Below are 20,560 nucleotides of genomic sequence, written 5' to 3' on the forward strand. Positions count from 1 at the left end.
GGTGCGGGTGTCCGGCCCCGCGGTGCCCGCGGAGGGCTCGGCGCCCCGCGCCGACGCCGCGGGCCCGCCCGTCGCGGAGCCGGCCGCCGTCGGCTGGACCCGTGACGAGATGGCCGCCGTGGCCGCCGCCGAGCTGCACGACGGCGACTACGTCAACCTCGGCATCGGCATCCCCACCCTGGTGGCCAACCACCTGCCGCCGGGGGTGTCGATCACGCTGCAGAGCGAGAACGGCCTGCTCGGCATCGGGCCGTTCCCCATCGAGGGCACGGAGGACGCCGACCTCATCAACGCGGGCAAGCAGACCGTCACCGCGCTGCCGGGGGCGAGCTTCTTCGACGCCGCGGACTCGTTCGCGATGATCCGGGGCGGCAAGGTCGACATCGCGATCCTCGGCGCGCTGCAGGTCTCGGCGGCGGGGGACCTCGCGAGCTGGACGGTGCCCGGCAAGCTCGTCAAGGGCATGGGCGGCGCGATGGACCTGGTCGTCGGGGCGCGGCGCATCGTCGTCCTCATGGACCACGTCGCCCGCGACGGGACGCCGAAGCTGCGCCACGCGTGCACGCTGCCGCTGACCGGTCAGGGCGTGGTGGACCGGATCGTCACGGACCGAGCCGTGCTCGACGTCACCGACCGGGGGCTGGTGCTGCGGCGGGTGGCGCCCGGCGTGAGCGTCGACGACGTCCGCGCCGCGACCGAAGCAGAGCTGATCGTCGAGCTGGAGGAATCATGACCGTCATCGCAGGCTACCGGCGCACCCCGTTCGTGCGGTCCAACGGCGTCTTCGCGCGGGTGCCGGCCACCGACCTGGGTGCCCACGCACTCGCGGCGGCGCTCGCCGAGGCGGGGATCGTGCCCGGGGACGTCGACGTCGTCGTCGGTGGGCAGGTGCTGCAGGGCGGCGCCGGGCAGAACCCGGCTCGGCAGGCCGCCGTCGGCGCCGGGGTGCCGATGACGGTCCCCGCGATCACGCTCAACGCCGTCTGCCTGTCCGGGGCGGAGGCCGTCGCGCAGGCGCACCGCCTGATTCAGACGGGGGAGGCACGCGTGGTGGCCGCCGTCGGCATGGAGTCCATGACGCTCGCCCCGCACGCGTGGGTCGGGTCGCGCGCCGGCAAGAGGTTCGGCCCCGTCGAGCTGATCGACACCATGGCGCACGACGGTCTCACGGACGCGTTCGAGCACGACTCCATGGGGCTGAGCACCGAGCGCCACGGCGAGGAGCTGGCCGGCGCGCCGTGGGCGACCCGGGACGCGCAGGACGCCTTCGCGGTGTCGTCGCACGAGCGGGCGGCCAAGGGGGCCGACTTCCTCGCCGGGGAGATCGCCCCCTTCGACGTCCCCGGGCGCGGCGGCGGGCTGGTCGAGAAGGACGACGGGGTGCGGGCGGACGCGTCCTCGGCCTCGCTCGCCCGGCTGCGGCCCGCGTTCCGCGAGGACGGCGCGATCACGGCAGGCAACGCGTCGCAGATCTCCGACGGCGCGGCGGCGCTCGTGCTCGTGTCCGACGACGTGGCCGCCGAGCGTGGGATCAGCGGGGTCCGCGTCCGGTCGCACGGGTTCGTCGCCGGTCCTGACGTCGGCCTGCACGCGCAGCCGGCGAACGCCATCACCGCGGCGTGCGAGCGGGCCGGGCTCTCGGCGAGCGACCTCGCCGCGGTCGAGATCAACGAGGCGTTCGCCGCCGTCGTGCTCGCGTCGGTGGACCGCCTCGGCCTGGACCCGGCGCTCGTCAACGCCTACGGCGGTGCCATCGCGCTCGGTCACCCGATCGGTGCGTCCGGGGCGCGGGTCGTCGGGCACCTGGCGCGGCGGCTGCGGGAGCTCGGGCCGGGCTCGGTGGGTGCTGCCGCCCTGTGCGGCGGCGGCGGCCAGGGGTCAGCCGTCGTCCTGGAGGCTTGACGCCGGGCGCGTGTCGATCAGCACGGCAGTTCGGGATCCGTGCGGCAGTTCGAACTGCCGCACTGATCCCGAACTGCCGACTGGATCGTGAGCCGGCGGCCGTCATCGTGCGGCCGCGACCGTCACGAGCGCGAACGCGGCGACGATGACGACGACCCGCACCACGTGCAGGCCGTCCCACCGGCGCTTCTGGTCGCGCCAGTCGGCGGGGACGGTCTCCGGTGTCCAGGTCTTCGACCGGTTGTTGATCGGGACGAGCAGCGCGACGGACATGACCACGCTGACGAGCAGCAGCCCCGCCGCGGTCCACGCGACCGCGGCGGCGGCGGGCTGCACCATCGCCGTGCCGGCGACCAGGAGCGTCGAGGTGATGTACCAGAACGGCATGAGGCGCCCGAGCATCCTGGCGCCCTCGCTGCGGGCGGTCACGCCGACGTCCTCGGGGAGCCGGTCGAAGATCGGGTTGATGACGAACGCGACCGACAGCTCCACCCCCACCATCAGCCCGACGACGACCACGGTGACGATCGGCAACCATTCCATGTCCAGCTCCGCTCCCTCGATGATCTAGCAATGCTAGAAAATCTAGCAGCGATCATCTAGCAATGCTAGGGTCCAGCCATGGCTCCTTCCTCCCCGCGCCGGGCCCGTCAGCTCTCCGAGCGCCGTGACCGGATCCTCGCCGCCGCCCGTGACCTCGCCGAGGAGCAGGGCTGGGAGGCCGTGACGACCCGCCGCCTCGCGGACGCGATCGAGTACAGCCAGCCCGTGCTCTACGGCCACTTCCCGCAGGGCCGGACCGAGATCGTCACGGCCGTCGCGCTCACCGGCTTCGAGGAGCTCGCCGTCGCGCTCGGGTCGCTCGGGGACGCCGGGAGCGACGCCGAGCGGATGCGCGCGCTCGTGCGGGCGTACCTCGACTTCGCCGGCCGTCATCCGGCCACGTACGACGCGATGTTCCTGCTGCCCGTCCTGGTCCCGTTCGCCTCCGACGACACCCCGGCGGTGGTGCGGCAGGGCTTCGACGCGATCACCAGCACGCTGAGCCGCCTCGAGTCGCCGCCGGACGACGTCGGGACGGCGGCGGAGGTGCTGTGGGGCGCCGTCCACGGCCTGGCCGCCCTGCACCGGGCCGGTCGCCTCGCCGCCGGGAACGAGGACCTGCGGATCGAGGCGCTGGTGCGCCTCGTCGCCGGCGGGGCCGGGTCCCGCGACCCCGGTGCGTCCGCCGGGTAGCGCGCGGGCACGTGCGGCGCCGTCGCCACACGAAGGTCGCTGGAGGTGCGCAAGGCACGACCGGAACACGTCGTCGACCCCGGGTCGATCGGCTGGATCGAGACGACGTCGGGTCGCAGGATCCGGGTCAAGGACGCCGAGGCGGTCGACGTGGAGCTGATCCCCGGTGCGGCCCCCACGGCCGGCCCTGTGGGTCCAGCCCGCCGGCAGCCACGGGCGGTGCTACGTCCCGGTCGAGCACGTCGTGAGGCTCGACGTCCGCCCTCGCCCTCAGGTATCTTGATGTCAAGATACTTTCGACGGTGAGGGGAAGCGATGCGGCTGCATCACGTGCAGGTGGCGTGCCCGGCAGGCGGCGAGGACGCCGCGCGGGAGTTCTACGGCGCAGGGCTCGGTCTCACCGAGGTGCCCAAGCCGCCGGACCTGGCGGGCCGCGGTGGCTGCTGGTTCCGCGGGCTCGACGACGCGGGCGCGGTCGTCGCGGAGATCCACGTGGGGGTAGAGGAGCCGTTCGTGGCGGCACGCAAGGCCCACCCGGCGCTGCTGGCCGACGACGCGGCGGCCCTCGACGCGACGGCCGCACGGCTCGAGGCGGCAGGCTTCGCCGTGGACCGCACCGAGCGCGAGACGTTCCCCGGCTACCTCCGGTTCCACACGCGCGACGGCGCGGGCAACCGCGTCGAGGTGCTGGCCCCGGCCCCCCGCGCGGCCGGCTGACGAGCCCGGCTGACGCCGCTGCCCGCTGCCGCTGCCGCTGCCCGCTACCGCTGCCCGCTGCCGCTGCCCGCTGCCGCTGCTCGCCGGCCGCCGTCGCCCGTCGCCGGCGAGGTCCGGCCGACGGCCCGTCAGCCGCGGCGGCGCCGGATCGTCCGACCGAGCCAGACGACGGGGTCGTAGCGGCGGTCGGCGACACGCTCCTTCATCGGGATGAGCGCGTTGTCGGTGATCTTGATGCCCTCGGGGCAGACGTCGGTGCAGCACTTGGTGATGTTGCACAGCCCCAGGCCGTGCTCGTCCTGCGCCGCGGGCACGCGGTCGGCGACGTCGAGCGGGTGCAGCTCGAGCTCGGCGATGCGCATGAGGAAGCGGGGCCCGGCGAACGCGGGCTTGTTCTCCTCGTGGTCGCGCACGACGTGGCACACGTCCTGGCACAGGAAGCACTCGATGCACTTGCGGAACTCCTGGGACCGCTGGACGTCGGCCTGCGCCATCCGGTACTCGCCGGGGGCGAGGTCGGCCGGCGGCGTGAAGGCGGGGACCTCCCGCGCCTTCGCGTAGTTGAACGACACGTCGGTGACGAGGTCGCGGATCACGGGGAACGTGCGCATCGGTGTCACGGTCACCACGTCCTGCGGCGCGAACTGAGACATCCGCGTCATGCACATCAGGCGGGGGCGGCCGTCGATCTCGGCCGAGCACGACCCGCACTTGCCCGCCTTGCAGTTCCACCGCACGGCGAGGTCCGGTGCCTGGGTGGCCTGGATCCGGTGGATGACGTCGAGCACCACCTCGCCGTCGTTGACCTCGACGTCGAAGTCCGTCAGGGCGCCGCCCTCGGCGTCCCCGCGCCAGAGCCGGAACCGGCCGGTGTGGGTCATGCGGGCTCACCTCCCGGGTGCGTGACCAGCTCGGGGGCCGTGTAGTACTTCTCGAGCTCGGGCAGGTCGAAGAGCTCCAGCAGGTCGGGCCGCATCGGGTCCCGCTCGGCCTCCTCGACGACGACCCGCGGCACGACAGGGTCCGGGTCGTCGGGGGCGCGCCGCGTCACGAGCACCCGGTGCCGCCACTGCGGGTCGAGCGCCGGGTAGTCCTCCCGGGTGTGGCCACCGCGGCTCTCGGTGCGGCGCAGGGCGCTGGACGCCACGGCCTCGCCGACCATGAGCATGTTGCGCAGGTCGAGGGCCAGGTGCCACCCCGGGTTGTACTGCCGGTGACCCTCGACGGCGACGTCGCGCACCCGGGTCCGGAGCTCGTCGAGCCGGTCGAGCGCCGCGGTCATCTCGGCCTCGGTGCGGATGATGCCGACGAGGTCGTTCATCGCCTGCTGCAGCTCGGCGTGCAGGGCGTACGGGTTCTCGCCCGGGAGGTCGCCCGACGGCGGGTCGAACGGCGCGAGCGCCATGGCCGCGGCGGCGTCGACGCCGGCCTCGTCGACGGGGGGCCGGGATGCCAGACCGGCGACGTACCCGGCGGCCCCGAGCCCGGCGCGCCGGCCGAACACGAGCAGGTCCGACAGCGAGTTGCCGCCGAGCCGGTTCGAGCCGTGCATGCCGCCGGCGCACTCGCCGGCGGCGTACAGGCCGGGCAGGGTCGAGGCCCCGGTGTCCGGGTCGACGGCGATCCCGCCCATCACGTAGTGGCACGTGGGGCCGACCTCCATGGCCTCGGCCGTGATGTCGACGTCGGCCAGCTCCTTGAACTGGTGGTACATCGAGGGCAGGCGGCGCTGGATCTCCGCCGCGGGCATGCGGCTCGCGATGTCGAGGTAGACGCCGCCGTGCTCCGAGCCCCGGCCTTCCTTCACCTCGGTGTTGATCGCGCGGGCCACCTCGTCGCGCGGCAGCAGGTCGGGCGTGCGGCGGTTGTTCTCCTGGTCCTCGTACCACCGGTCCGCCTCGTCCTCGCTCTGCGCGTACTGCCCGGTGAAGACGTCGGGGACGTACCCGAACATGAAGCGCTCGCCGTCGGAGTTCTTGAGCACGCCCCCGTCGCCGCGCACGCCCTCGGTGACGAGGATGCCCTTGACGCTGGGCGGCCAGACCATGCCGGTGGGGTGGAACTGGACGAACTCCATGTCGACGAGGCTCGCCCCGGCCCGCATCGCCAGCGCCTGGCCGTCGCCCGTGTACTCCCACGAGTTCGACGTCACCTGGAACGACTTGCCGATGCCGCCCGTGGCCAGCACGACGGCGGGCGCCGAGAACACGACGAACCGGCCCGACTCCCGCCAGTACCCGAACGCCCCGGCCACCGCGCCCGTCGACGCGTCGGTCAGGAGCTCCGTGACGGTGCACTCGGCGAACACGCGCAGCCGCGCCTCGTAGTCGCCGGTCTCGGCGTGGTCGGCCTGCTGCAGCGCCACGATCCGTTGCTGCAGCGTGCGGATCAGCTCGAGCCCGGTGCGGTCGCCGACGTGCGCGAGCCGCGGGTAGGTGTGGCCGCCGAAGTTGCGCTGGCTTATCCGGCCGTCGGCCGTGCGGTCGAACAGGGCGCCCCACGACTCGAGCTCCCAGACGCGGTCGGGCGCCTCCTTCGCGTGCAGCTCCGCCATCCGCCAGCTGTTGAGGAACTTGCCGCCGCGCATCGTGTCGCGGAAGTGCACCTGCCAGGAGTCGCGGCTGTTGGCGTTGCCCATGGCGGCGGCGCACCCGCCCTCCGCCATCACGGTGTGCGCCTTGCCGAACAGCGACTTGCAGACGATCGCCGTCCGCAGCCCGCGCTCGCGGGCCTCGATCGCGGCGCGCAGCCCGGCGCCGCCGGCACCGATCACGAGGACGTCGTAGTCGTGGCGTTCGGTCTCGGTCAACGTCGGTCTCCCGTCGGGGCTGTCAGCCGATGAGGCGCAGGTCGGTGATCGTGCCCCGCGCGACGAGCATCACGTACAGGTCGGTGAGCACGAGGGTGCCGAGCGTGACCCACGCGAAGAGCATGTGCCGGGTGTTGAGCGCGGAGATCCTGGTCCAGAGCCAGTACCGCACGGGGTGCTTCGAGAAGTGCGTGAGCCGCCCGCCCATGACGTGCCGGCACGAGTGGCACGAGACCGTGTACAACCACAGCAGCGCGACGTTCACCAGCAGCACGAGGTTGCCGACGCCGACGACGAAGCCGTCGGTGGGATGGCGGAACGCGACGATCGCGTCATAGGTGTTGACCAGCGACACCAGGAGGGCGACGTAGAAGAAGTACCGGTGGGCGTTCTGCAGGATCAGCGGGAACCGGGTCTCGCCCGTGTACGTCGCGTGCGGCTCCGGCACGGCGCACGCCGCGGGCGCGATCCAGATCGAGCGGTAGTACGCCTTGCGGTAGTAGTAGCAGGTGAGGCGGAAGCCCAGCAGGAACGGCAGGCTGAGCGCCGCGTACGGGATGAGCGGGTGGTCGGGCAGGAACATCCCGAAGTGCGCCGCACCTGGCTCCGACGCGCACCCGAGCGACACGCACGGCGAGTAGAACGGCGTCAGGTAGCGCTCGTCCGCGAAGAAGTACTGCTGCTGGAAGGCGCGCACCCCGCCGTAGACGACGAACGCCAGCAGTCCCGCGGCCGTCGCCGCCGGCGGCAGCCACCACCGGTCGGAGCGCAGCCGGCGCGCCGGGACCTGGGCCCGTCCCGGGGTGTCGACGCCGCGCGCCGCGACGCCGCGGGCGGCCGTGGTCACGGCCGGGAGCCGTGGTACCCGCCGACGCCCTCGTCGTCGGCGTCGTCCTTCCACATCGACTCGTCCAGCGGTGTGTCCGGGACGACGATGTGCTCCGGCAGGTCGAGACCGCCCTGGTGACTCGCGGGCGGCACCGATGCCAGGTCGCCGGCGTCGATCTCCAGCCGCTCGAGGTCGTTGGTCAGCCGCCGCACCTCGGGCGCGTCACCGAGGGCGCGGCGCACCTCGGCCAGGCTCTGGCGCAGCCGCTCGATGGAGTGCTGCAGGGTCGCAAGCTCGGTGGTCGTCACACGGCACCTCCTCGGCGTCGCCAGCACGGCGGTGTGCTGCGCGTCACACCCGACTCTGCCGTGAAGACACCGGGTCGGCAAGGGCGCCGCGCGAGGCGGTGCGGTGCGACCTGGGCTACTGCTGGTTCGGGAGCGGGTGCCCCTCCGACGCCTGCACGACGACGATGCCGTTGCCGGTGAGCCCGAGCTGGTACGCCTCGCCGGAGCCGCGCCCGATGACGGCGCCGAGCTTCGCCGTCTTGCGCACGGTGCTGTTCAGCGACGTCGACCAGAGCACGACGCTCTGCATGTCCACGAAGGTGGGCTCGTCCACCCGGAGCACCACGGGGGTGCCGTAGGCGGTCACGGCCAGCGCGCCGGTGCCGGTGAAGGTCGTGTTGAACAGTCCGCCGGTGAGCATCGACGCGCCCTGGACGCGGTTGATGTCCCACGCGAGCGTGCTCTCGAAGGCCAGGATGTTGCTGCCGGAGACGGTGACGCTCTCGTTCTCCAGGTACAGCACGAACACCTCGTCGGCGTCCTGGGCCAGGAAGACGTCGCCGCCGCCGGAGACCTTCATCAGCGACATGCCCTCGCCGGTGAACGCCTTCTTGAACAGCTTGGCCATGCCGCCGGCGCCCTCGTAGGCGAAGTCGACGTCGCCCTGGTAGGCGACCATCGACCCCTGCTTGGCGTAGAAGAACCCGCCGCTGCCGGCGAGGTCGACCTTGAGCATGCGGGGGTTGACGAGCTGGAAGCTGCCGGGCTCGCCCTGGGGTTCGGTGTGGTTCATGAGGCTGCTGCGCATGGGCCCATCCTGCAGGTCGGACGGGCGCAGCACCAGGACCGGCAGGGCGGGCTGCCGGAGGAGGGCCTCAGGCGCCGGCGAACCCGGCCTGCCGCCACGCCTCGTAGACGACGATCGACGCGGCGTTGGTGAGGTTCAGCGACCGGCGCCCCGCGAGCATGGGAATGCGCACGCGGTCGGTGACGCGCGGGTGCACGAGCGCGGCGTCGGGCAGCCCGGTGGGCTCGGGGCCGAACAGCAGCACGTCCCCCGGCCGGTAGGAGACGTCGGTGTACGTCGTCGTCGCCTGCGCGGTGAAGGCGAAGACGCGGGCGCCGGAGAGCGCGTCGAGGGCGGCGTCGAACGTGGGGTGCGTCTGCATGACGGCGAGGTCGTGGTAGTCGAGACCGGCGCGCCGCAGCTTCGCCTCGGACAGGTCGAAGCCCAGCGGTTCCACCAGGTGCAGCCGTGCACCGGTCACCGCGGCGAGCCGGATCGCCGAGCCCGTGTTCCCCGGGATGCGGGGCTCGTAGTAGACGACGTGGGCGAACGGGTCGGACGGCGGGGCGGGCAGGAGCTGGTCGGGCACGGTCCCGATTCTCCCACCCAGGGGTCAAAGGCCCCGCGCGACGTAGCGGATTCTTTCGTTCCCGGATCAGGAACGGAAGAATCCGCTACGTCGGCCGGGTAGGGCACTAGGCTCGCTTGATGGCGGCGGTCCCGGCAGTGATGAGGGCGGTGCAGCTGGTGGGCCACGGCGGCCTGGACCGGCTGGTCTACCGCGCCGACGTGCCCACGCCCGTCCCGGCGTCGGGCGAGGTGCTCATCGACGTGCACGCGTGCGGCATGAACAACACGGACGTCTGGGTGCGCGAGGGCGCGTACGGCACCGAGACGGACCCGGCGTCGGTCTCGACCTGGCGACGCGGGCGCTCCACCCTGACGTTCCCGCGGGTCCAGGGCGCGGACACGGTCGGCGTGATCGCCGCGGTCGGCGACGGCGTGCCCGCCTCCCGGATCGGTGAGCGGGTGATCGTCGACTTCTCGATCTACCACCGGCCCGAGGGCGACGACTCCCTGGCCGACATCGACTACATCGGGCACGGGCGCGACGGCGGCTACGCCGAGTACACGACGGTGCCGGCCGAGAACGCCTACGAGGTCACGGCCGACATCGACGACGCCGAGCTCGCCACCTTCTGCTGCGCCTACCTCACCGCGGAGCAGATGCTGGACCGTGCCCGGCTGGCCCGCGGCGAGCGGGTCCTCGTGACGGGCGCGTCGGGCGGGGTGGGGTCCGCGGTCGTCCAGCTCGCCCGGGTCCGCGGCGCCGTCCCGTACGCCGTGACGAGCGCGGGCAAGGAGGCGGCACTGCGTGAGATCGGTGCGCAGGGCGTGGTGCTGCGCGACGCGCCGGACCTGGTCGCCGAGGTGGCGCGCGTCGTCGACGGCCCCGTGGACGTGGTCGCCGACCTGGTGGCCGGGCCGATGTTCAACGACCTGCTGCGCATCCTGCGCCCCGAGGGTCGGTACACGACGGCGGGCGCCATCGGCGGACCGGTGGTGAGCCTGGACCTGCGCACCGTCTACCTCAAGCAGCTCGAGCTGCACGGGTCGTCCCAGGGCACGCGGACGGCGTTCCGGCGCCTGGTGCGCTACATCGCCGACGGCGACGTCCGGCCGCTGCTCGACCGCACGTTCCGGCTCTCGCAGATCCACGACGCGCAGCGCGCGTTCCTCGCCAAGTCCTACGTCGGCAAGCTGGTGGTCGTGCCCGACCGGCACTGGGAGCGGGTAGGGGCGCCCCATGCGGTCGCGTGAGCGCACGCTCGAGCTGATCGACACCCAGTCCGGCGGCGACGTCAGCCGCATCGTCGTCGCGGGCGTCGAGCCGCTGCCCGGCGGGACCGTGCTGGCCAAGGCCCGCTACCTGGAGCGGGAGGGCGACGGGCTGCGGCGGCTGCTGCTCTCCGAGCCGTACGGCGACCCGGCGATGTCCGTGGACCTCGTCGTCGAGCCGTCCCACCCCCAGGCGCAGGCCGGCTACATCATCATGGAGGCGATGGGGTACCCGCTGTACTCGGGCTCGAACACGATCTGCACGGTCACGGCGCTGCTCGCCAGCGGGGCCATCCCGATGCGCCCCGACGACGGGCTCCAGAACGTGGTGCTCGAGTCGCCGGCCGGGCCCGCGCGCATCAGCGTGCGCGTCGGCGACGGGCGGGTGACGTCGGTGACGACCCAGGGCGAGCCCGCGTTCGTCGCGGACGTCGGGCTGCACGTCGACGTGCCGCACTACGGCGACGTGCGGTTCGCGCTCGTCTGGAGCGGCGCCTACTACGCACTGATCGACGCCGCCCGGCACGGCTTCGGCGTCACCGCGCAGGAGCAGATCGCGCTGACCGCGTTCGGGGACGCGTTCGTGCGGGCCGCGCGGCCGGGCCTGCGCCAGGTGCACCCGGAGCTGGGGCACGTCGGCCCGCTGCCGTTCGCCCACTTCATGGGGCCGCTGCGGGAGCTCGGCCCCGGGCGCTGGGAGTCGGCCTCGGCCACGTACGTGCATCCCGGCGTGCTGTGCCGCAGCCCGACCGGGACGGGGACGTCCGCACGGCTCGCACTGCTGGCGCACCGCGGCCAGATCCGCGAGGGCCAGTCGCTCGAGACGATCTCCCCGCGGGGCAACCGGTTCGTCGGCACGGTCGGGGCGACCGCGCAGGTGGGCGACTACCCGGCCCTGCAGTCCACGATCACCGGCTCGGCCCGTCTCATGGCGCGCTCGCAGGTGACCGTCGACCTCGACGACCCGCTGGTGGACGCCTCCGACCTGGAGCACGTGCTCTCGGCGCAGGCGCGCTGACGCCGGACGCGGGGCCCGCGGGGACGGCAGGAGTACCCTGGGCGTCATGCTCAAGCGCAACGACTGGTGGTGGCTGCACCCGCAGCCGTGACCTGACGCGCCCCCCGCATCCCCGTCCCGAGCTGCCCGCCGCAGCCGGGACGTTCGTGCGTCCGGGGTACCTCGGCGGGCGGCACCGCTTCCCAGGAGCCGACCATGACCGCACCGAGCACCAGCGTCCTTGCCCCCACTCCGTCGTCCACCGGGCCGTCCAGCGCGCCGTCGTCCACCGCGCCGTCGTCGGCCGAGACCACGACGGCGAGCGCCGCCGCCGCGCAGGCCCGTTCGGCCCAGATCGAGGCCGCGATCGCCCACGACCCGAGCGGGTTCCGCGTGCTGACGGGCGACCGCCCGACCGGCGCGCTGCACCTGGGCCACCTGATGGCCACCCTCGACAGCCGGGTGCGCCTGCAGGACGCCGGTGTCGAGGTCGTCCTCGTCGTCGCCGACTACCAGGTCATCACCGACCGGGACGACGCCGGGAACCTGCCCGCGGTCGTGCGGGACGTGGTGCTCGACTACCTCGCCGCCGGGATCGACCCGGAGCGCAGCACCGTGTTCACGCACTCGGCGGTGCCCGCGCTGAACCAGCTGCTGCTGCCGTTCCTGTCGCTGGTGACGGTGGCCGAGCTGGAGCGCAACCCCACCGTCAAGGCGGAGGCGGTCGCCGCGGAGCGGCGCCAGGGCCGCGGGATGTCGGGGCTGCTGTTCACCTACCCGGTGCACCAGGCGGCCGACATCCTGTTCTGCCACGGCAACCTGGTGCCGGTGGGGCCGGACCAGCTGCCCCACCTGGAGACCACCCGCACGGTGGCGCGGCGCTTCAACCAGCGCTACGCGGCGGCCGCGCCGTACTTCCCCGAGCCGGAGGCCCTGCTCACGCCGTCGCTCACGGTGCTGGGCGACGACGGCGCCAAGATGAGCAAGTCGCGCGGCAACGCGCTGGAGCTGCGGGCCACCGAGGACGAGACGGTGCGGTACTTCCGGCGCGCCCGCACGGACTCCGAGCGGCACATCACGTTCGACCCGGACCGCCGCCCGGAGGTGGCGAACCTGCTCCGGATCGGCGCGCACTTCGCGGGCACGACGCCGGACGCGCTGGCCGAGTCCGTCGGCGCCGCGGGGGCGGGGCGGCTCAAGGCGGTCGTGACGGACGCCGTCGTCGAGGGGCTCCGGCCGTTGCGTGCGCGGCGGCGGGCGCTCGCGGCCGACGGGCACGCCGTCGTCGCCGACGTGCTGGCGCGGGGCACCATGCGGGCGAACGAGGTCGCCGACCGCACCCTTGCCGACGTCCACGAGCTCATGGGCACCATGTACCCATGAGCACGCTGGCGTTCCGGCGCACCCGTCGCGGCGACCTGTCGCAGATCCAGGCGTGGCTGCGGCAGCCGCACGTGGCGCGGTACTGGGCGCACGACACGTCGGACGCCGCGGTGGAGCGCGACTTCGCCGGCAGCTTCGGTGGCACGGAGCCGTCGGAGGACTTCGTGGTGTCGGACGGCGGCGTCGACGTCGGGTTCGTCCAGCGCTGCTGCATCCACGACTACGCCGCCGAGGAGCGTGAGCTCATCGAGCTGGTGGAAGTGCCCGCCGACGCCCTGACGATCGACTACTTCGTCGGTGAGGCGGACCGCGTCGGCCAGGGGGTCGGCAGCCGGATGGTCCGGGAGTTCGTCGCCCTGTGCTGGCGGGACCACCCCGGCGCGACGGCGATCGTCGTCCCCGTCGTCGTCGGCAACGTCGCGTCGTGGTCGGCGCTGCGGTCGGCCGGGTTCCGGCGGGTGGCGACGGGACACCTGCCTCCGGACAACCCGGTCGACGACGGCCTGCACCACGTCTACCGTCTGGACCGCCCCGCGGGCTGAGCCCGGTGCGCCCGTGACGGGGGGTGAGCCGAGTGGCCGGTGGGCCGGTGAGCCTTGTCAGGCGCTGTCGCGCAGCGCGGCCGTGATCGTCGCGACCCGCTCGCGGACCTCGGCGGTCTCGATCACGGCCCGCACCTCGAGGCGCTCGATCCCGATCGCTGACGTCTCGGCGACCGATCCGAGGACGGCGCGCAGCACCTCGGCGGCCGACCTGGCCTGCTCGGGAGTGGTCGCCCGGTCCGCGCGCGCCGTGGCCAGCCCGAGCGCCAGGCCGATGTCGTCGGCCGAGTCCACGCGGGGCGACAGGAACGTGGAGGCGAGCCGCGCCAGCAGCCCCAGCCGGCGTCCCGCCTCGCGCGGGGGCAGGCGATCGCCGTCGAGACGGGCGACCTCCCCGTCCAGCTCGCGGGCCACGAGGGCGCTCGACGCGTCGCGCAGGTCGTCGACGTACGTCCGGGCGCTGCCGGGGGCGAGGAGCGGCCGGGCGGCCCGGTCGCGTGCCCACTCGGGGTTGCGGCCGGCGGCGTGCAGGAAACGGTCGAGGTCGATCCCGTCGAGATCCGCGTCCGTACCGCCGTCGAGCCAGTCGCGGACGCGGGCGACGTCCCCGGGCTCGTCGACGTCGAGCCCCACCGTGGACAGCACGTCGAGCCAGGTGCCGGTCGCGGGGTCGAACAGGGGGACGAGGCGGTCGTCCTGCGGCCCCGCAGGGCGCACCACGTGCTCGCGCCCCGGGTCGTGGAGCAGCACCCACGGTCGGTCGTCGACGACCACCGGGCTCGACTCGGTCATCTCGAGCACCACGCGCGTCGCCCACTCGTCGTAGGTCTCGCCCTCCGGCGCGCCCGTGAGCGGGTCGCGCCGGACGGCGGGGGCGCTCAGCCGCGCGGGCAGCCAGAGCAGCGGGTGCCACATCGCCTCCGGCCGCAGCTCGGGCCACCGTCGGCGGCCGTCCGGGACGGTCCACGGCATGGGCAGCGGGGTGGCCGACAGCGGGGAGAGCAGCAGGGCGTGCTCGTCGAGGCCTGAGAACGCCCGCCACAGGGGGAGGCGGCCGGCCACCTCGATCACCGACGCGGGCAGGAGCAGGTGCTCTGCCGGCCCGGCGTCGAGCGCTCTGCGCCTGTGCTCCACGGTGGTCCTCTCCTCGGGGGGTCTCGGAACGCCTATGCCGGACGGCGTCGCCCGAGCCGACGTGGCCGGCATCGTCGACGTGACCGACGTCACAGCGTCCGGGGCGCCGGACGGGCCGATTTTCGCGAGCGCCCCGCACACACGCATGCCATGCAGACCTTGACCGTCGTCCCCGACGCCCCCGCCGCCAGCCCGAGCACCCGCCCCCAGGTGCAGGTGCACGACCGCGCCAGCGACGAGCTGGACCTTCTGACCACCGACCTGGCCCGCCGCGTGCGCGCCGGCTCCGTCGGTGAGAAGGAGGCCCGCATGGCGATCTTCGAGGCGGTCTTCCGCACGGGCATCATCGGTGCGGAGACGCGGCGCTACTGCCACCGCCAGAGCGTGGCGCGGCACCTGCACGACGACATGGTCGAGGCGGCCGTCGACTTCTACACCCGCAAGATCCTCGACCTGCCGAGCGTCGAGGGGGCCACCGGGGACTCGCGCGGCCGCAACGGCACCAAGTTCTTCGACCTGGAGGTGTTCGCCGAGGGCGCGAGCGCGGCCGGGTCGATCCGGCAGGCGCTCGGCGACTACACGCTCATGCACCGCACCCTGCTGCGCAGCGTCCGGTCGGCCCGGCGCGTGGGCCAGGTCGTCTCGACCGACCTGCTCGAGGGCACCATCGACGCCGAGGGCCGGCTCGCCGGCCTGATGCACGAGCTGCCGATCGAGCCGGACCCCGCCGCGGAGATCCTCGAGGCCGACCGGACCGCCCGCCTGGACCACGTCTACGAGGTGCACGCGAGCGCCGCGGCCCGCCAGCGCGGCGTGCTCCGGGCGCGCATCGACGCCGCTGCGATCCGCGCCGCGTTCGACCTGCCCGAGCTGGAGCGCCCGGTCGACCCCGAGGTGCGGGCCCGCCTGCTCGCCTGGGTGGACGACGACGAGGCGCTCGCCCTGCGGTCCGTCGTCGCCCTGGTCCTGCCGGGCCGCGTGACCGACCTGCGCGCCGAGCGGCTCGGCGAGCTGTGGGCGGCGTTCGACGCCGACCAGCTGACCGAGCTCGCCGAGCACGAGTACGGCCAGCGGATGGCGCACCTGCTCGTGCGCGACGCCCTGGCGGACCGGGCGCGCCCGGGCCGGCCCACCGTGTCCCGGACGCGCGTGGCGGTGAAGCGCGCGGTCGCCGGCTGCGGCGTCGACGCGACCTGGGGCGCCGAGCTCACGGCCGTCTTCCTCGAGCACGAGCACGAGGCCCGCTCCGCCTGGGACCCCGACCGCGGCGTCGACGGCCCGGCCCGCGACGCCGGCCGTTACCTGCGCGCGCTCGAGGCGGCCGCAGGGCTGCCGGGCGCCCCGCTCGGTCGGACGCCGGCCGAGGTCCGCGACGCCCTCGCGCGTCTCGTCGTCGACGCCCACCAGCCGGCCCGCCGCGCCGACGCCGCCTGATCTGACGCCCCGTGACCGACGCCCCGTGATCCGAGGGGAGACGCGGGCAGAAGTTCCATAGGGCCACCAGACGCCGGAACTTGCGCCGGCGAGGACCCGAGAGGAGACCCCGATGGCTGCCCACCCCGCACCCGCGCGGAAGACCATCGCCGAACGTACCGCGCCGCTGACGAAGGAGATCGCGCGCCGCCGCACCGGCACCCCCCTGACCCCCGGCGACGTGCACGAACAGATCGCGTCGCTGGTCGACGAGCTGGTCCGGCAGGGGATGACGCCGGCCCAGGCCGGCGGGCTCGTGAACCGCGCAGCGGCCAAGGCCCTCGGCGCGTGAGCTCCTTGCGGCGGCCGTGGGAGTCGTTGCCGTCCGCCGTCATCGTGGACCCGTTCGCCGCGTCGGCCCCCGGGTCCGGCGACGCCGACGGCTCGGCCGACGACGCGCCCGGCCGGTGCGACGCCTGCGGTGCGATCGCGCGGGTCCGCGTCACCGTCGCCGCCCGCGGAGACCTCCTGTTCTGCTGGACCGACTTCCTCGTGCACGAGCAGGCGCTCGCCGCCGGCGGGTTCGTCGCGACCTCCGCCCGGACCGGGCACGGGTCACACGGACCGGCCCCCCACGGTGGCGGCCCGGCTGCCGACAGTTGCTGGTGACGACCTCCGGCTCGGAGGCCGACGGGGCACCGGAGAGGTGCCCGGCCGACACACCGCCCGCCAGGGCGCACGGATCGCGCCAGTGATGGCGGGGAGGGGCGAGATGGACGAGATGGACGAGATCGTCCACGAGTTCTTGGTCGAGTCCTATGAGAACCTCGATCAGCTCGACCAGGACCTCGTGGCCCTCGAGAGCGACCCGTCGTCGCGCTCCCTGCTGAGCAGCATCTTCCGCACGGTGCACACGATCAAGGGCACCAGCGGCTTCCTCGGCTTCGGCAACCTGGAGCGGGTGTCGCACATCGGCGAGTCGCTCCTGTCCGAGCTGCGCGACGGCAAGCGGTCCATGGACCAGCCCACCGCCGACGTGCTGCTGGCGCTGGTGGACACGCTGCGCGAGATCCTCGCGAAGATCGAGGCGGGCGGCGGCGACGACGTCGACGTCGCGCCGATGGTCGAGCGCATCGCCGCCGTCCAGGCGGGCACCGCCGAGGCTGCCGCTCCTGCTCCGGAGCCCGCTCCTGCGCCGGAGCCCGTCGCCGAGGCCGCGGCCGAGCCGGAGCCCGTCGCCGAGCCCGAGGCCGAGCCCGCGGCCGAGCCGGAGCCCGTGACCACGGTCGAGACCGTGGCGGAGCCGACGCAGTCCGCGCCGGAGCCCGCCGTGGAGCCGACGCCGGAACCCGCGCCGACCGCGCAGCCCGCGCCGTCGACCCCTGGGCCGGGGGGAGCTGCGCCGGCCGTGCCGTCCGCTCCCGAGCCGGTGGCCGAGGCCGCGGTCGAGACGCACGCGCGCAACGCCGCGGACGGCTCGATCCGCGTGGACGTCGACCTGCTCGACACCCTCATGCGCCAGGTGGGCGAGCTCGTCCTCGTGCGCAACCAGATCGACCGGATCGCGGGGACGCGGGAGGACCAGGAGACCAAGCGTTCCGCGCAGCGGCTGAGCCTCATCGCCTCGGAGCTGCAGGAGGGCGTCATGCGCACGCGCATGCAGCCCATCGAGCACGTGTGGTCGAAGATGCCGCGCGTCGTGCGCGACCTGTCCCGCAGCCTGGGCCGCGACGTGCGGATCGAGATGACCGGTGGCGACACCGAGCTCGACCGCTCGCTGCTCGAGGCCGTCAAGGACCCGCTGACGCACCTGGTGCGCAACGCCGTCGACCACGGCATCGAGGACCCGGAGCGGCGTCGGGCCGCCGGGAAGTCCAGCCAGGGCGTCGTCACGCTGCGGGCCTACCACTCGAACGGCCAGGTCGTGGTCGAAATCTCCGACGACGGCGCGGGCATCGACCCCGCCCGCGTCGGCCGCACCGCCGTCGACAAGGGCCTGCGTACCGCGGCCGAGGTCGCGGCGATGTCGGAGCCCGAGCTGCTCGACCTGCTGTTCATGGCCGGGTTCTCCACCGCCGCCAAGGTCACGAACGTGTCCGGGCGCGGCGTCGGCATGGACGTGGTGCGCACCAACATCGAGTCCATCGGCGGTTCCGTGGACGTCGAGTCCCGGGTCGGCGCAGGCACGACGTGGCGGATGCGCATCCCGCTGACGCTGGCCATCATGCCCGCCCTCACCGTCACGTGCGGTGGGACGGTCTACGCGATCCCGCAGGTCAGCCTGCTGGAGCTGGTGGCCCTCGGTGACCAGCAGGGCCGGATCGAGCACGTGGGCTCTGCCCCCGTCTTCCGGCTGCGCGGGGTCCTCCTGCCGCTGATCTCCCTGGCGGAGGTGCTGGGCCTCGAGCCCGGCGACGACCGCGTGATCGCCGTCGTCGAGGCGGACGACCAGCGGTTCGGCGTCATCGTGGACCGCGTCCTGAACATGGAGGAGATCGTCGTCAAGGCGATCGCCAGCCGGCTCAAGCAGATCGGCATGTACGCCGGTGCGACCGTGCTGGGCGACGGCAAGGTGGCGCTCATCCTCGACCTGCAGGCCATCGCGCGCCGGGTGCTCACCGCCGACGCCGCGGGCCTCGCTCGCGCGCACGTGCGGGACGTGGCCCAGGGCGCCGGGACCACCGAGCAGATGCTCGTGGTCGGAGCGGGCGACCGCCGCGTCGCGATCCCGCTGGCCGCGGTCACCCGCCTCGAGCGGATCCGGGCGGACCGGATCGAGCAGGTCGGGGCCCGCGAGGTGCTGCAGTACCGCGGGGCCTTGCTGCCCCTGGTGCGGCTGGACCAGCTCCTGGGGGCCGTGGGTGGCATGGCGTCCGACGAGCTCGACGTCGTGGTCTACACCCGCGGCGGCCGCAGCATCGCGATGGCTGTCACCGAGATCGTCGACATCGTCGAGGACGACGCGCAGCGGCGCAGCGACATCGACGACCAGGGCCTGCTCGGCTCCACGGTGCTCAAGGACCGTGTCACCGAGCTGCTCGACGTCCGCAGCGCCGTCCAGGCGGCCGACCCCGGCTTCTTCGACGACCTCGACGCCGGCGGCCTCGGCGAGCTCTCCGATCCCGACGACGCGACGGCCGACCACGGCGCGTCGCTGGCAGGTGCCCGATGACCACTCAGCTCGTGACGTTCACGCTCGCCGACCGGCTGTGCGGGATCCCCGTGGACCAGGTCCAGGAGGTCCTGCCGGGCCGGGCGCGCACCAACGTGCCGCTCGCGCCCGACGACGTGGCCGGCCTCGTCAACCTGCGGGGTCAGGTCGTGCTCTCGGTCGACCTGCGCCGACGCCTCGGCATGCCGCCGCTGGAGGACGACCAGATGATGGTCGTCGTCTTCGTCGGCGACGAGACGGTGAGCCTCCTCGTGGACCGCATCGGCGACGTCCTCACGGTCGACGACGAGCAGTTCGAGGCCCCGCCCCAGACGCTCTCCGACCAGCTGCGGGCCGTGATCCGCGGCACCTACAAGCTCTCCGACCGGCTGCTGCTTGCGCTCGACGTCGACGCCGCCGCCTCGTGAGCCGGCCGGCTCGCCCACCCCTTCCTTCCTCGTCCCTGTCAGGAGCCCCCATGTCCACGATTCCCACGCCGGGCGCCCGTCGGCGCCGCTTCGCCGACTTCTCCGTCCGAACGAAGATCCTCACCGCGCTCGGCGTCCTCGCCGTCGTGCTCGTCCTCATCGTCGGCTTCGCGGTGCAGAGCCTCCGCGCGACGTCCGCCGACACGGCATCGGTGGCGGACGTGGCCAACTCGCTGCTGCGCAGCAACGCGATGGTGGACCACGACACCCAGGAGGCGTGGCGGCTGACGTACCAGTACGACATCGTCGAAGGTGAGGCCCGTGCGGCGACGGTCGAGCAGATGGCCGAGACCGACGCCAGGGTCGCCGAGCAGATCGCCGCGATCGATGCGACGCTCGATGCGGCAGGGGTTCAGGAGCCGAACTGGGTCGAGTTCAAGAGCTCATGGGCTCAGTGGCTCGAGTTCCGTGACTCGACGCTCATGCCCGCCGTCGACGCCAGCGACGTGACGGCGGAGATCCAGTCCGCGAACGACGAGATCATCGCGTCCTACCGTGTTGCGCTCACCGCCTCGGGCGACGGTGTGTACGCCTACCTCGACACCGTCGCGGACGACGCGGCCGCGGAGGCGTCGCAGACGCTCATGCTCATGATCGTGTTCGCGGCCGGCGGTCTCCTGCTCTCGGTGGTGGTCGGCGTCCGTGTGGCGAACAGCATCCGGCGCTCCGCCCGTCAGGTGCAGCACTCGCTCGGAGCGCTCGCTGCCGGCGACCTCACCGTGCACCCGGACGTCGACAGCGATGACGAGCTGGGCCAGATGGCTCGTGCGCTGGGGAGCGCGCAGGACAACCTGAGGGGGATCATCGCCGAGGTGGCGGGGACGTCCGAGGCTGTTGCTGCGGCGACGGCGCAGCTGTCCGCGACGGGGGCCCAGTTCTCCGCCGGCTCCGAGGAGACCGCGGCGCAGTCGGGTGTCGTGGCCTCCGCTGCGGAGCAGGTGTCGCAGAACGTGCAGACGGTGGCTGCGGGTGCGGAGCAGATGGGTGCGTCGATCCGGGAGATCGCGCAGAACTCGAACGAGGCGGCGAAGGTCGCGAACCGGGCG

Annotated in this window: 22 protein-coding genes; 14 read left to right on the top strand and 8 right to left on the bottom strand. The window is 73.6% G+C overall.

All coding sequences use genetic code 11. The features are described 5' to 3' along the window. Positions 1 to 22: 22 nt before the first annotated feature. Together LEP48_RS02970 and LEP48_RS02975 are read left to right on the top strand one after the other, a co-directional pair. A complete protein-coding gene (locus LEP48_RS02970) occupies positions 23 to 733 on the top strand; it encodes a CoA transferase subunit B (RefSeq protein WP_479691262.1) in 711 nt (236 codons plus the stop codon). After that, positions 730 to 1,902, top strand: coding sequence for an acetyl-CoA C-acyltransferase (locus tag LEP48_RS02975; RefSeq protein ID WP_225564062.1), 1,173 nt, complete (start codon positions 730 to 732; stop codon positions 1,900 to 1,902). Before LEP48_RS02970 ends, LEP48_RS02975 begins: the two co-directional genes overlap by 4 nt. A 102-nt stretch (positions 1,903 to 2,004) precedes the next feature. On the opposite strand, the gene LEP48_RS02980 is transcribed toward LEP48_RS02975, so the two are convergent. Continuing rightward, a complete protein-coding gene (locus LEP48_RS02980; protein ID WP_225564063.1) occupies positions 2,005 to 2,445 on the bottom strand; it encodes an anthrone oxygenase family protein in 441 nt (146 codons plus the stop codon). A 78-nt stretch (positions 2,446 to 2,523) separates the two neighbouring features. Here LEP48_RS02980 and LEP48_RS02985 point away from each other — a divergent pair, with 78 nt between their 5' ends. Together LEP48_RS02985 and LEP48_RS02990 are read left to right on the top strand one after the other, a co-directional pair. Then, positions 2,524 to 3,138, top strand: coding sequence for a TetR/AcrR family transcriptional regulator (locus LEP48_RS02985; RefSeq protein WP_225564064.1), 615 nt, complete (start codon positions 2,524 to 2,526; stop codon positions 3,136 to 3,138). 315 nt (positions 3,139 to 3,453) lie between these two features. Then, positions 3,454 to 3,855: a VOC family protein gene (locus LEP48_RS02990; RefSeq protein ID WP_225564065.1), complete on the top strand. Its 402-nt coding sequence runs from the start codon at positions 3,454 to 3,456 to the stop codon at positions 3,853 to 3,855. A gap of 128 nt (positions 3,856 to 3,983) precedes the next feature. Here the strand turns inward: LEP48_RS02990 and LEP48_RS02995 are convergent, their stop codons facing one another. From LEP48_RS02995 to LEP48_RS03020, 6 genes are all read right to left on the bottom strand, one after another. Beyond that, positions 3,984 to 4,736 (bottom strand): succinate dehydrogenase/fumarate reductase iron-sulfur subunit, encoded by a 753-nt coding sequence (locus LEP48_RS02995; RefSeq protein WP_225564066.1) that lies wholly within the window; start codon positions 4,734 to 4,736, stop codon positions 3,984 to 3,986. Beyond that, complete coding sequence (locus LEP48_RS03000) at positions 4,733 to 6,664, bottom strand: fumarate reductase/succinate dehydrogenase flavoprotein subunit (protein WP_225564067.1); 1,932 nt, start codon at positions 6,662 to 6,664, stop codon at positions 4,733 to 4,735. Before LEP48_RS03000 ends, LEP48_RS02995 begins: the two co-directional genes overlap by 4 nt. Before the next feature lie 22 nt (positions 6,665 to 6,686). Continuing rightward, a complete protein-coding gene (locus LEP48_RS03005; RefSeq protein ID WP_225564068.1) occupies positions 6,687 to 7,511 on the bottom strand; it encodes a hypothetical protein in 825 nt (274 codons plus the stop codon). Then, positions 7,508 to 7,801, bottom strand: coding sequence for a hypothetical protein (locus LEP48_RS03010; protein ID WP_225564069.1), 294 nt, complete (start codon positions 7,799 to 7,801; stop codon positions 7,508 to 7,510). Before LEP48_RS03010 ends, LEP48_RS03005 begins: the two co-directional genes overlap by 4 nt. A gap of 115 nt (positions 7,802 to 7,916) precedes the next feature. Next, positions 7,917 to 8,588, bottom strand: a complete 672-nt coding sequence (locus LEP48_RS03015) for an AIM24 family protein (protein WP_225564070.1) — start codon at positions 8,586 to 8,588, stop codon at positions 7,917 to 7,919. 67 nt (positions 8,589 to 8,655) lie between these two features. Continuing rightward, positions 8,656 to 9,141, bottom strand: a complete 486-nt coding sequence (locus LEP48_RS03020) for a tRNA (cytidine(34)-2'-O)-methyltransferase (RefSeq protein ID WP_255640584.1) — start codon at positions 9,139 to 9,141, stop codon at positions 8,656 to 8,658. A 134-nt stretch (positions 9,142 to 9,275) separates the two neighbouring features. Here LEP48_RS03020 and LEP48_RS03025 point away from each other — a divergent pair, with 134 nt between their 5' ends. From LEP48_RS03025 to LEP48_RS03040, 4 genes are all read left to right on the top strand, one after another. After that, positions 9,276 to 10,388, top strand: coding sequence for an alcohol dehydrogenase family protein (locus LEP48_RS03025; protein WP_225564072.1), 1,113 nt, complete (start codon positions 9,276 to 9,278; stop codon positions 10,386 to 10,388). Further along, a complete protein-coding gene (locus LEP48_RS03030) occupies positions 10,375 to 11,424 on the top strand; it encodes a proline racemase family protein (RefSeq protein WP_225564073.1) in 1,050 nt (349 codons plus the stop codon). Before LEP48_RS03025 ends, LEP48_RS03030 begins: the two co-directional genes overlap by 14 nt. A gap of 195 nt (positions 11,425 to 11,619) precedes the next feature. Beyond that, positions 11,620 to 12,786, top strand: a complete 1,167-nt coding sequence (gene trpS, locus LEP48_RS03035) for a tryptophan--tRNA ligase (RefSeq protein WP_225564074.1) — start codon at positions 11,620 to 11,622, stop codon at positions 12,784 to 12,786. After that, the gene (locus LEP48_RS03040) at positions 12,783 to 13,328 is read left to right on the top strand and encodes a GNAT family N-acetyltransferase (RefSeq protein WP_225564075.1); all 546 of its coding nucleotides are present in this window, start codon (positions 12,783 to 12,785) and stop codon (positions 13,326 to 13,328) included. Before trpS ends, LEP48_RS03040 begins: the two co-directional genes overlap by 4 nt. Before the next feature lie 57 nt (positions 13,329 to 13,385). Here LEP48_RS03040 and LEP48_RS03045 read toward each other — a convergent pair whose 3' ends face one another. Next, entirely contained in the window at positions 13,386 to 14,462 is a 1,077-nt protein-coding gene (locus LEP48_RS03045; protein ID WP_225564076.1) for a hypothetical protein, read from the bottom strand. A gap of 150 nt (positions 14,463 to 14,612) precedes the next feature. Here LEP48_RS03045 and LEP48_RS03050 point away from each other — a divergent pair, with 150 nt between their 5' ends. From LEP48_RS03050 to LEP48_RS03075, 6 genes are all read left to right on the top strand, one after another. Continuing rightward, on the top strand, positions 14,613 to 15,896 hold the full coding sequence (locus tag LEP48_RS03050; RefSeq protein WP_225564077.1) for a hypothetical protein: 1,284 nt from the start codon (positions 14,613 to 14,615) through the stop codon (positions 15,894 to 15,896). A 112-nt stretch (positions 15,897 to 16,008) separates the two neighbouring features. Further along, positions 16,009 to 16,227, top strand: a complete 219-nt coding sequence (locus tag LEP48_RS03055) for a hypothetical protein (protein WP_225564078.1) — start codon at positions 16,009 to 16,011, stop codon at positions 16,225 to 16,227. Beyond that, positions 16,224 to 16,544, top strand: coding sequence for a DUF7455 domain-containing protein (locus tag LEP48_RS03060; RefSeq protein WP_225564079.1), 321 nt, complete (start codon positions 16,224 to 16,226; stop codon positions 16,542 to 16,544). The genes LEP48_RS03055 and LEP48_RS03060 overlap by 4 nt, the downstream gene beginning before the upstream one ends. A gap of 103 nt (positions 16,545 to 16,647) precedes the next feature. Beyond that, positions 16,648 to 19,047: a chemotaxis protein CheA gene (locus tag LEP48_RS03065; protein ID WP_225564080.1), complete on the top strand. Its 2,400-nt coding sequence runs from the start codon at positions 16,648 to 16,650 to the stop codon at positions 19,045 to 19,047. After that, on the top strand, positions 19,044 to 19,454 hold the full coding sequence (locus LEP48_RS03070; RefSeq protein ID WP_225564081.1) for a chemotaxis protein CheW: 411 nt from the start codon (positions 19,044 to 19,046) through the stop codon (positions 19,452 to 19,454). The genes LEP48_RS03065 and LEP48_RS03070 overlap by 4 nt, the downstream gene beginning before the upstream one ends. A 50-nt stretch (positions 19,455 to 19,504) precedes the next feature. Beyond that, positions 19,505 to 20,560: HAMP domain-containing protein (locus LEP48_RS03075; RefSeq protein ID WP_225564082.1), on the top strand; the 1,056-nt coding region annotated here is incomplete at its 3' end.

The organism is Isoptericola luteus (assembly GCF_020297055.1).
In the GTDB taxonomy this organism is placed as follows: domain Bacteria; phylum Actinomycetota; class Actinomycetes; order Actinomycetales; family Cellulomonadaceae; genus Isoptericola; species Isoptericola luteus.

Excerpts from the sequence above, each read along its gene's own strand:
- LEP48_RS03015 (WP_225564070.1), bottom strand. The coding sequence starts at position 8,588 with ATGCGCAGCAGCCTCATGAACCACACCGAACCCCAGGGCGAGCCCGGC.
- LEP48_RS02995 (WP_225564066.1), bottom strand. The coding sequence starts at position 4,736 with ATGACCCACACCGGCCGGTTCCGGCTCTGGCGCGGGGACGCCGAGGGC.
- LEP48_RS03070 (WP_225564081.1), top strand. The coding sequence starts at position 19,044 with ATGACCACTCAGCTCGTGACGTTCACGCTCGCCGACCGGCTGTGCGGG.
- LEP48_RS03025 (WP_225564072.1), top strand. The coding sequence starts at position 9,276 with ATGGCGGCGGTCCCGGCAGTGATGAGGGCGGTGCAGCTGGTGGGCCAC.
- LEP48_RS03030 (WP_225564073.1), top strand. The coding sequence starts at position 10,375 with ATGCGGTCGCGTGAGCGCACGCTCGAGCTGATCGACACCCAGTCCGGC.
- LEP48_RS03055 (WP_225564078.1), top strand. The coding sequence starts at position 16,009 with ATGGCTGCCCACCCCGCACCCGCGCGGAAGACCATCGCCGAACGTACC.
- LEP48_RS02975 (WP_225564062.1), top strand. The coding sequence starts at position 730 with ATGACCGTCATCGCAGGCTACCGGCGCACCCCGTTCGTGCGGTCCAAC.
- LEP48_RS03065 (WP_225564080.1), top strand. The coding sequence starts at position 16,648 with ATGGACGAGATGGACGAGATCGTCCACGAGTTCTTGGTCGAGTCCTAT.
- trpS (WP_225564074.1), top strand. The coding sequence starts at position 11,620 with ATGACCGCACCGAGCACCAGCGTCCTTGCCCCCACTCCGTCGTCCACC.
- LEP48_RS02980 (WP_225564063.1), bottom strand. The coding sequence starts at position 2,445 with ATGGAATGGTTGCCGATCGTCACCGTGGTCGTCGTCGGGCTGATGGTG.
- LEP48_RS02985 (WP_225564064.1), top strand. The coding sequence starts at position 2,524 with ATGGCTCCTTCCTCCCCGCGCCGGGCCCGTCAGCTCTCCGAGCGCCGT.
- LEP48_RS03050 (WP_225564077.1), top strand. The coding sequence starts at position 14,613 with ATGCAGACCTTGACCGTCGTCCCCGACGCCCCCGCCGCCAGCCCGAGC.
- LEP48_RS03040 (WP_225564075.1), top strand. The coding sequence starts at position 12,783 with ATGAGCACGCTGGCGTTCCGGCGCACCCGTCGCGGCGACCTGTCGCAG.
- LEP48_RS02990 (WP_225564065.1), top strand. The coding sequence starts at position 3,454 with ATGCGGCTGCATCACGTGCAGGTGGCGTGCCCGGCAGGCGGCGAGGAC.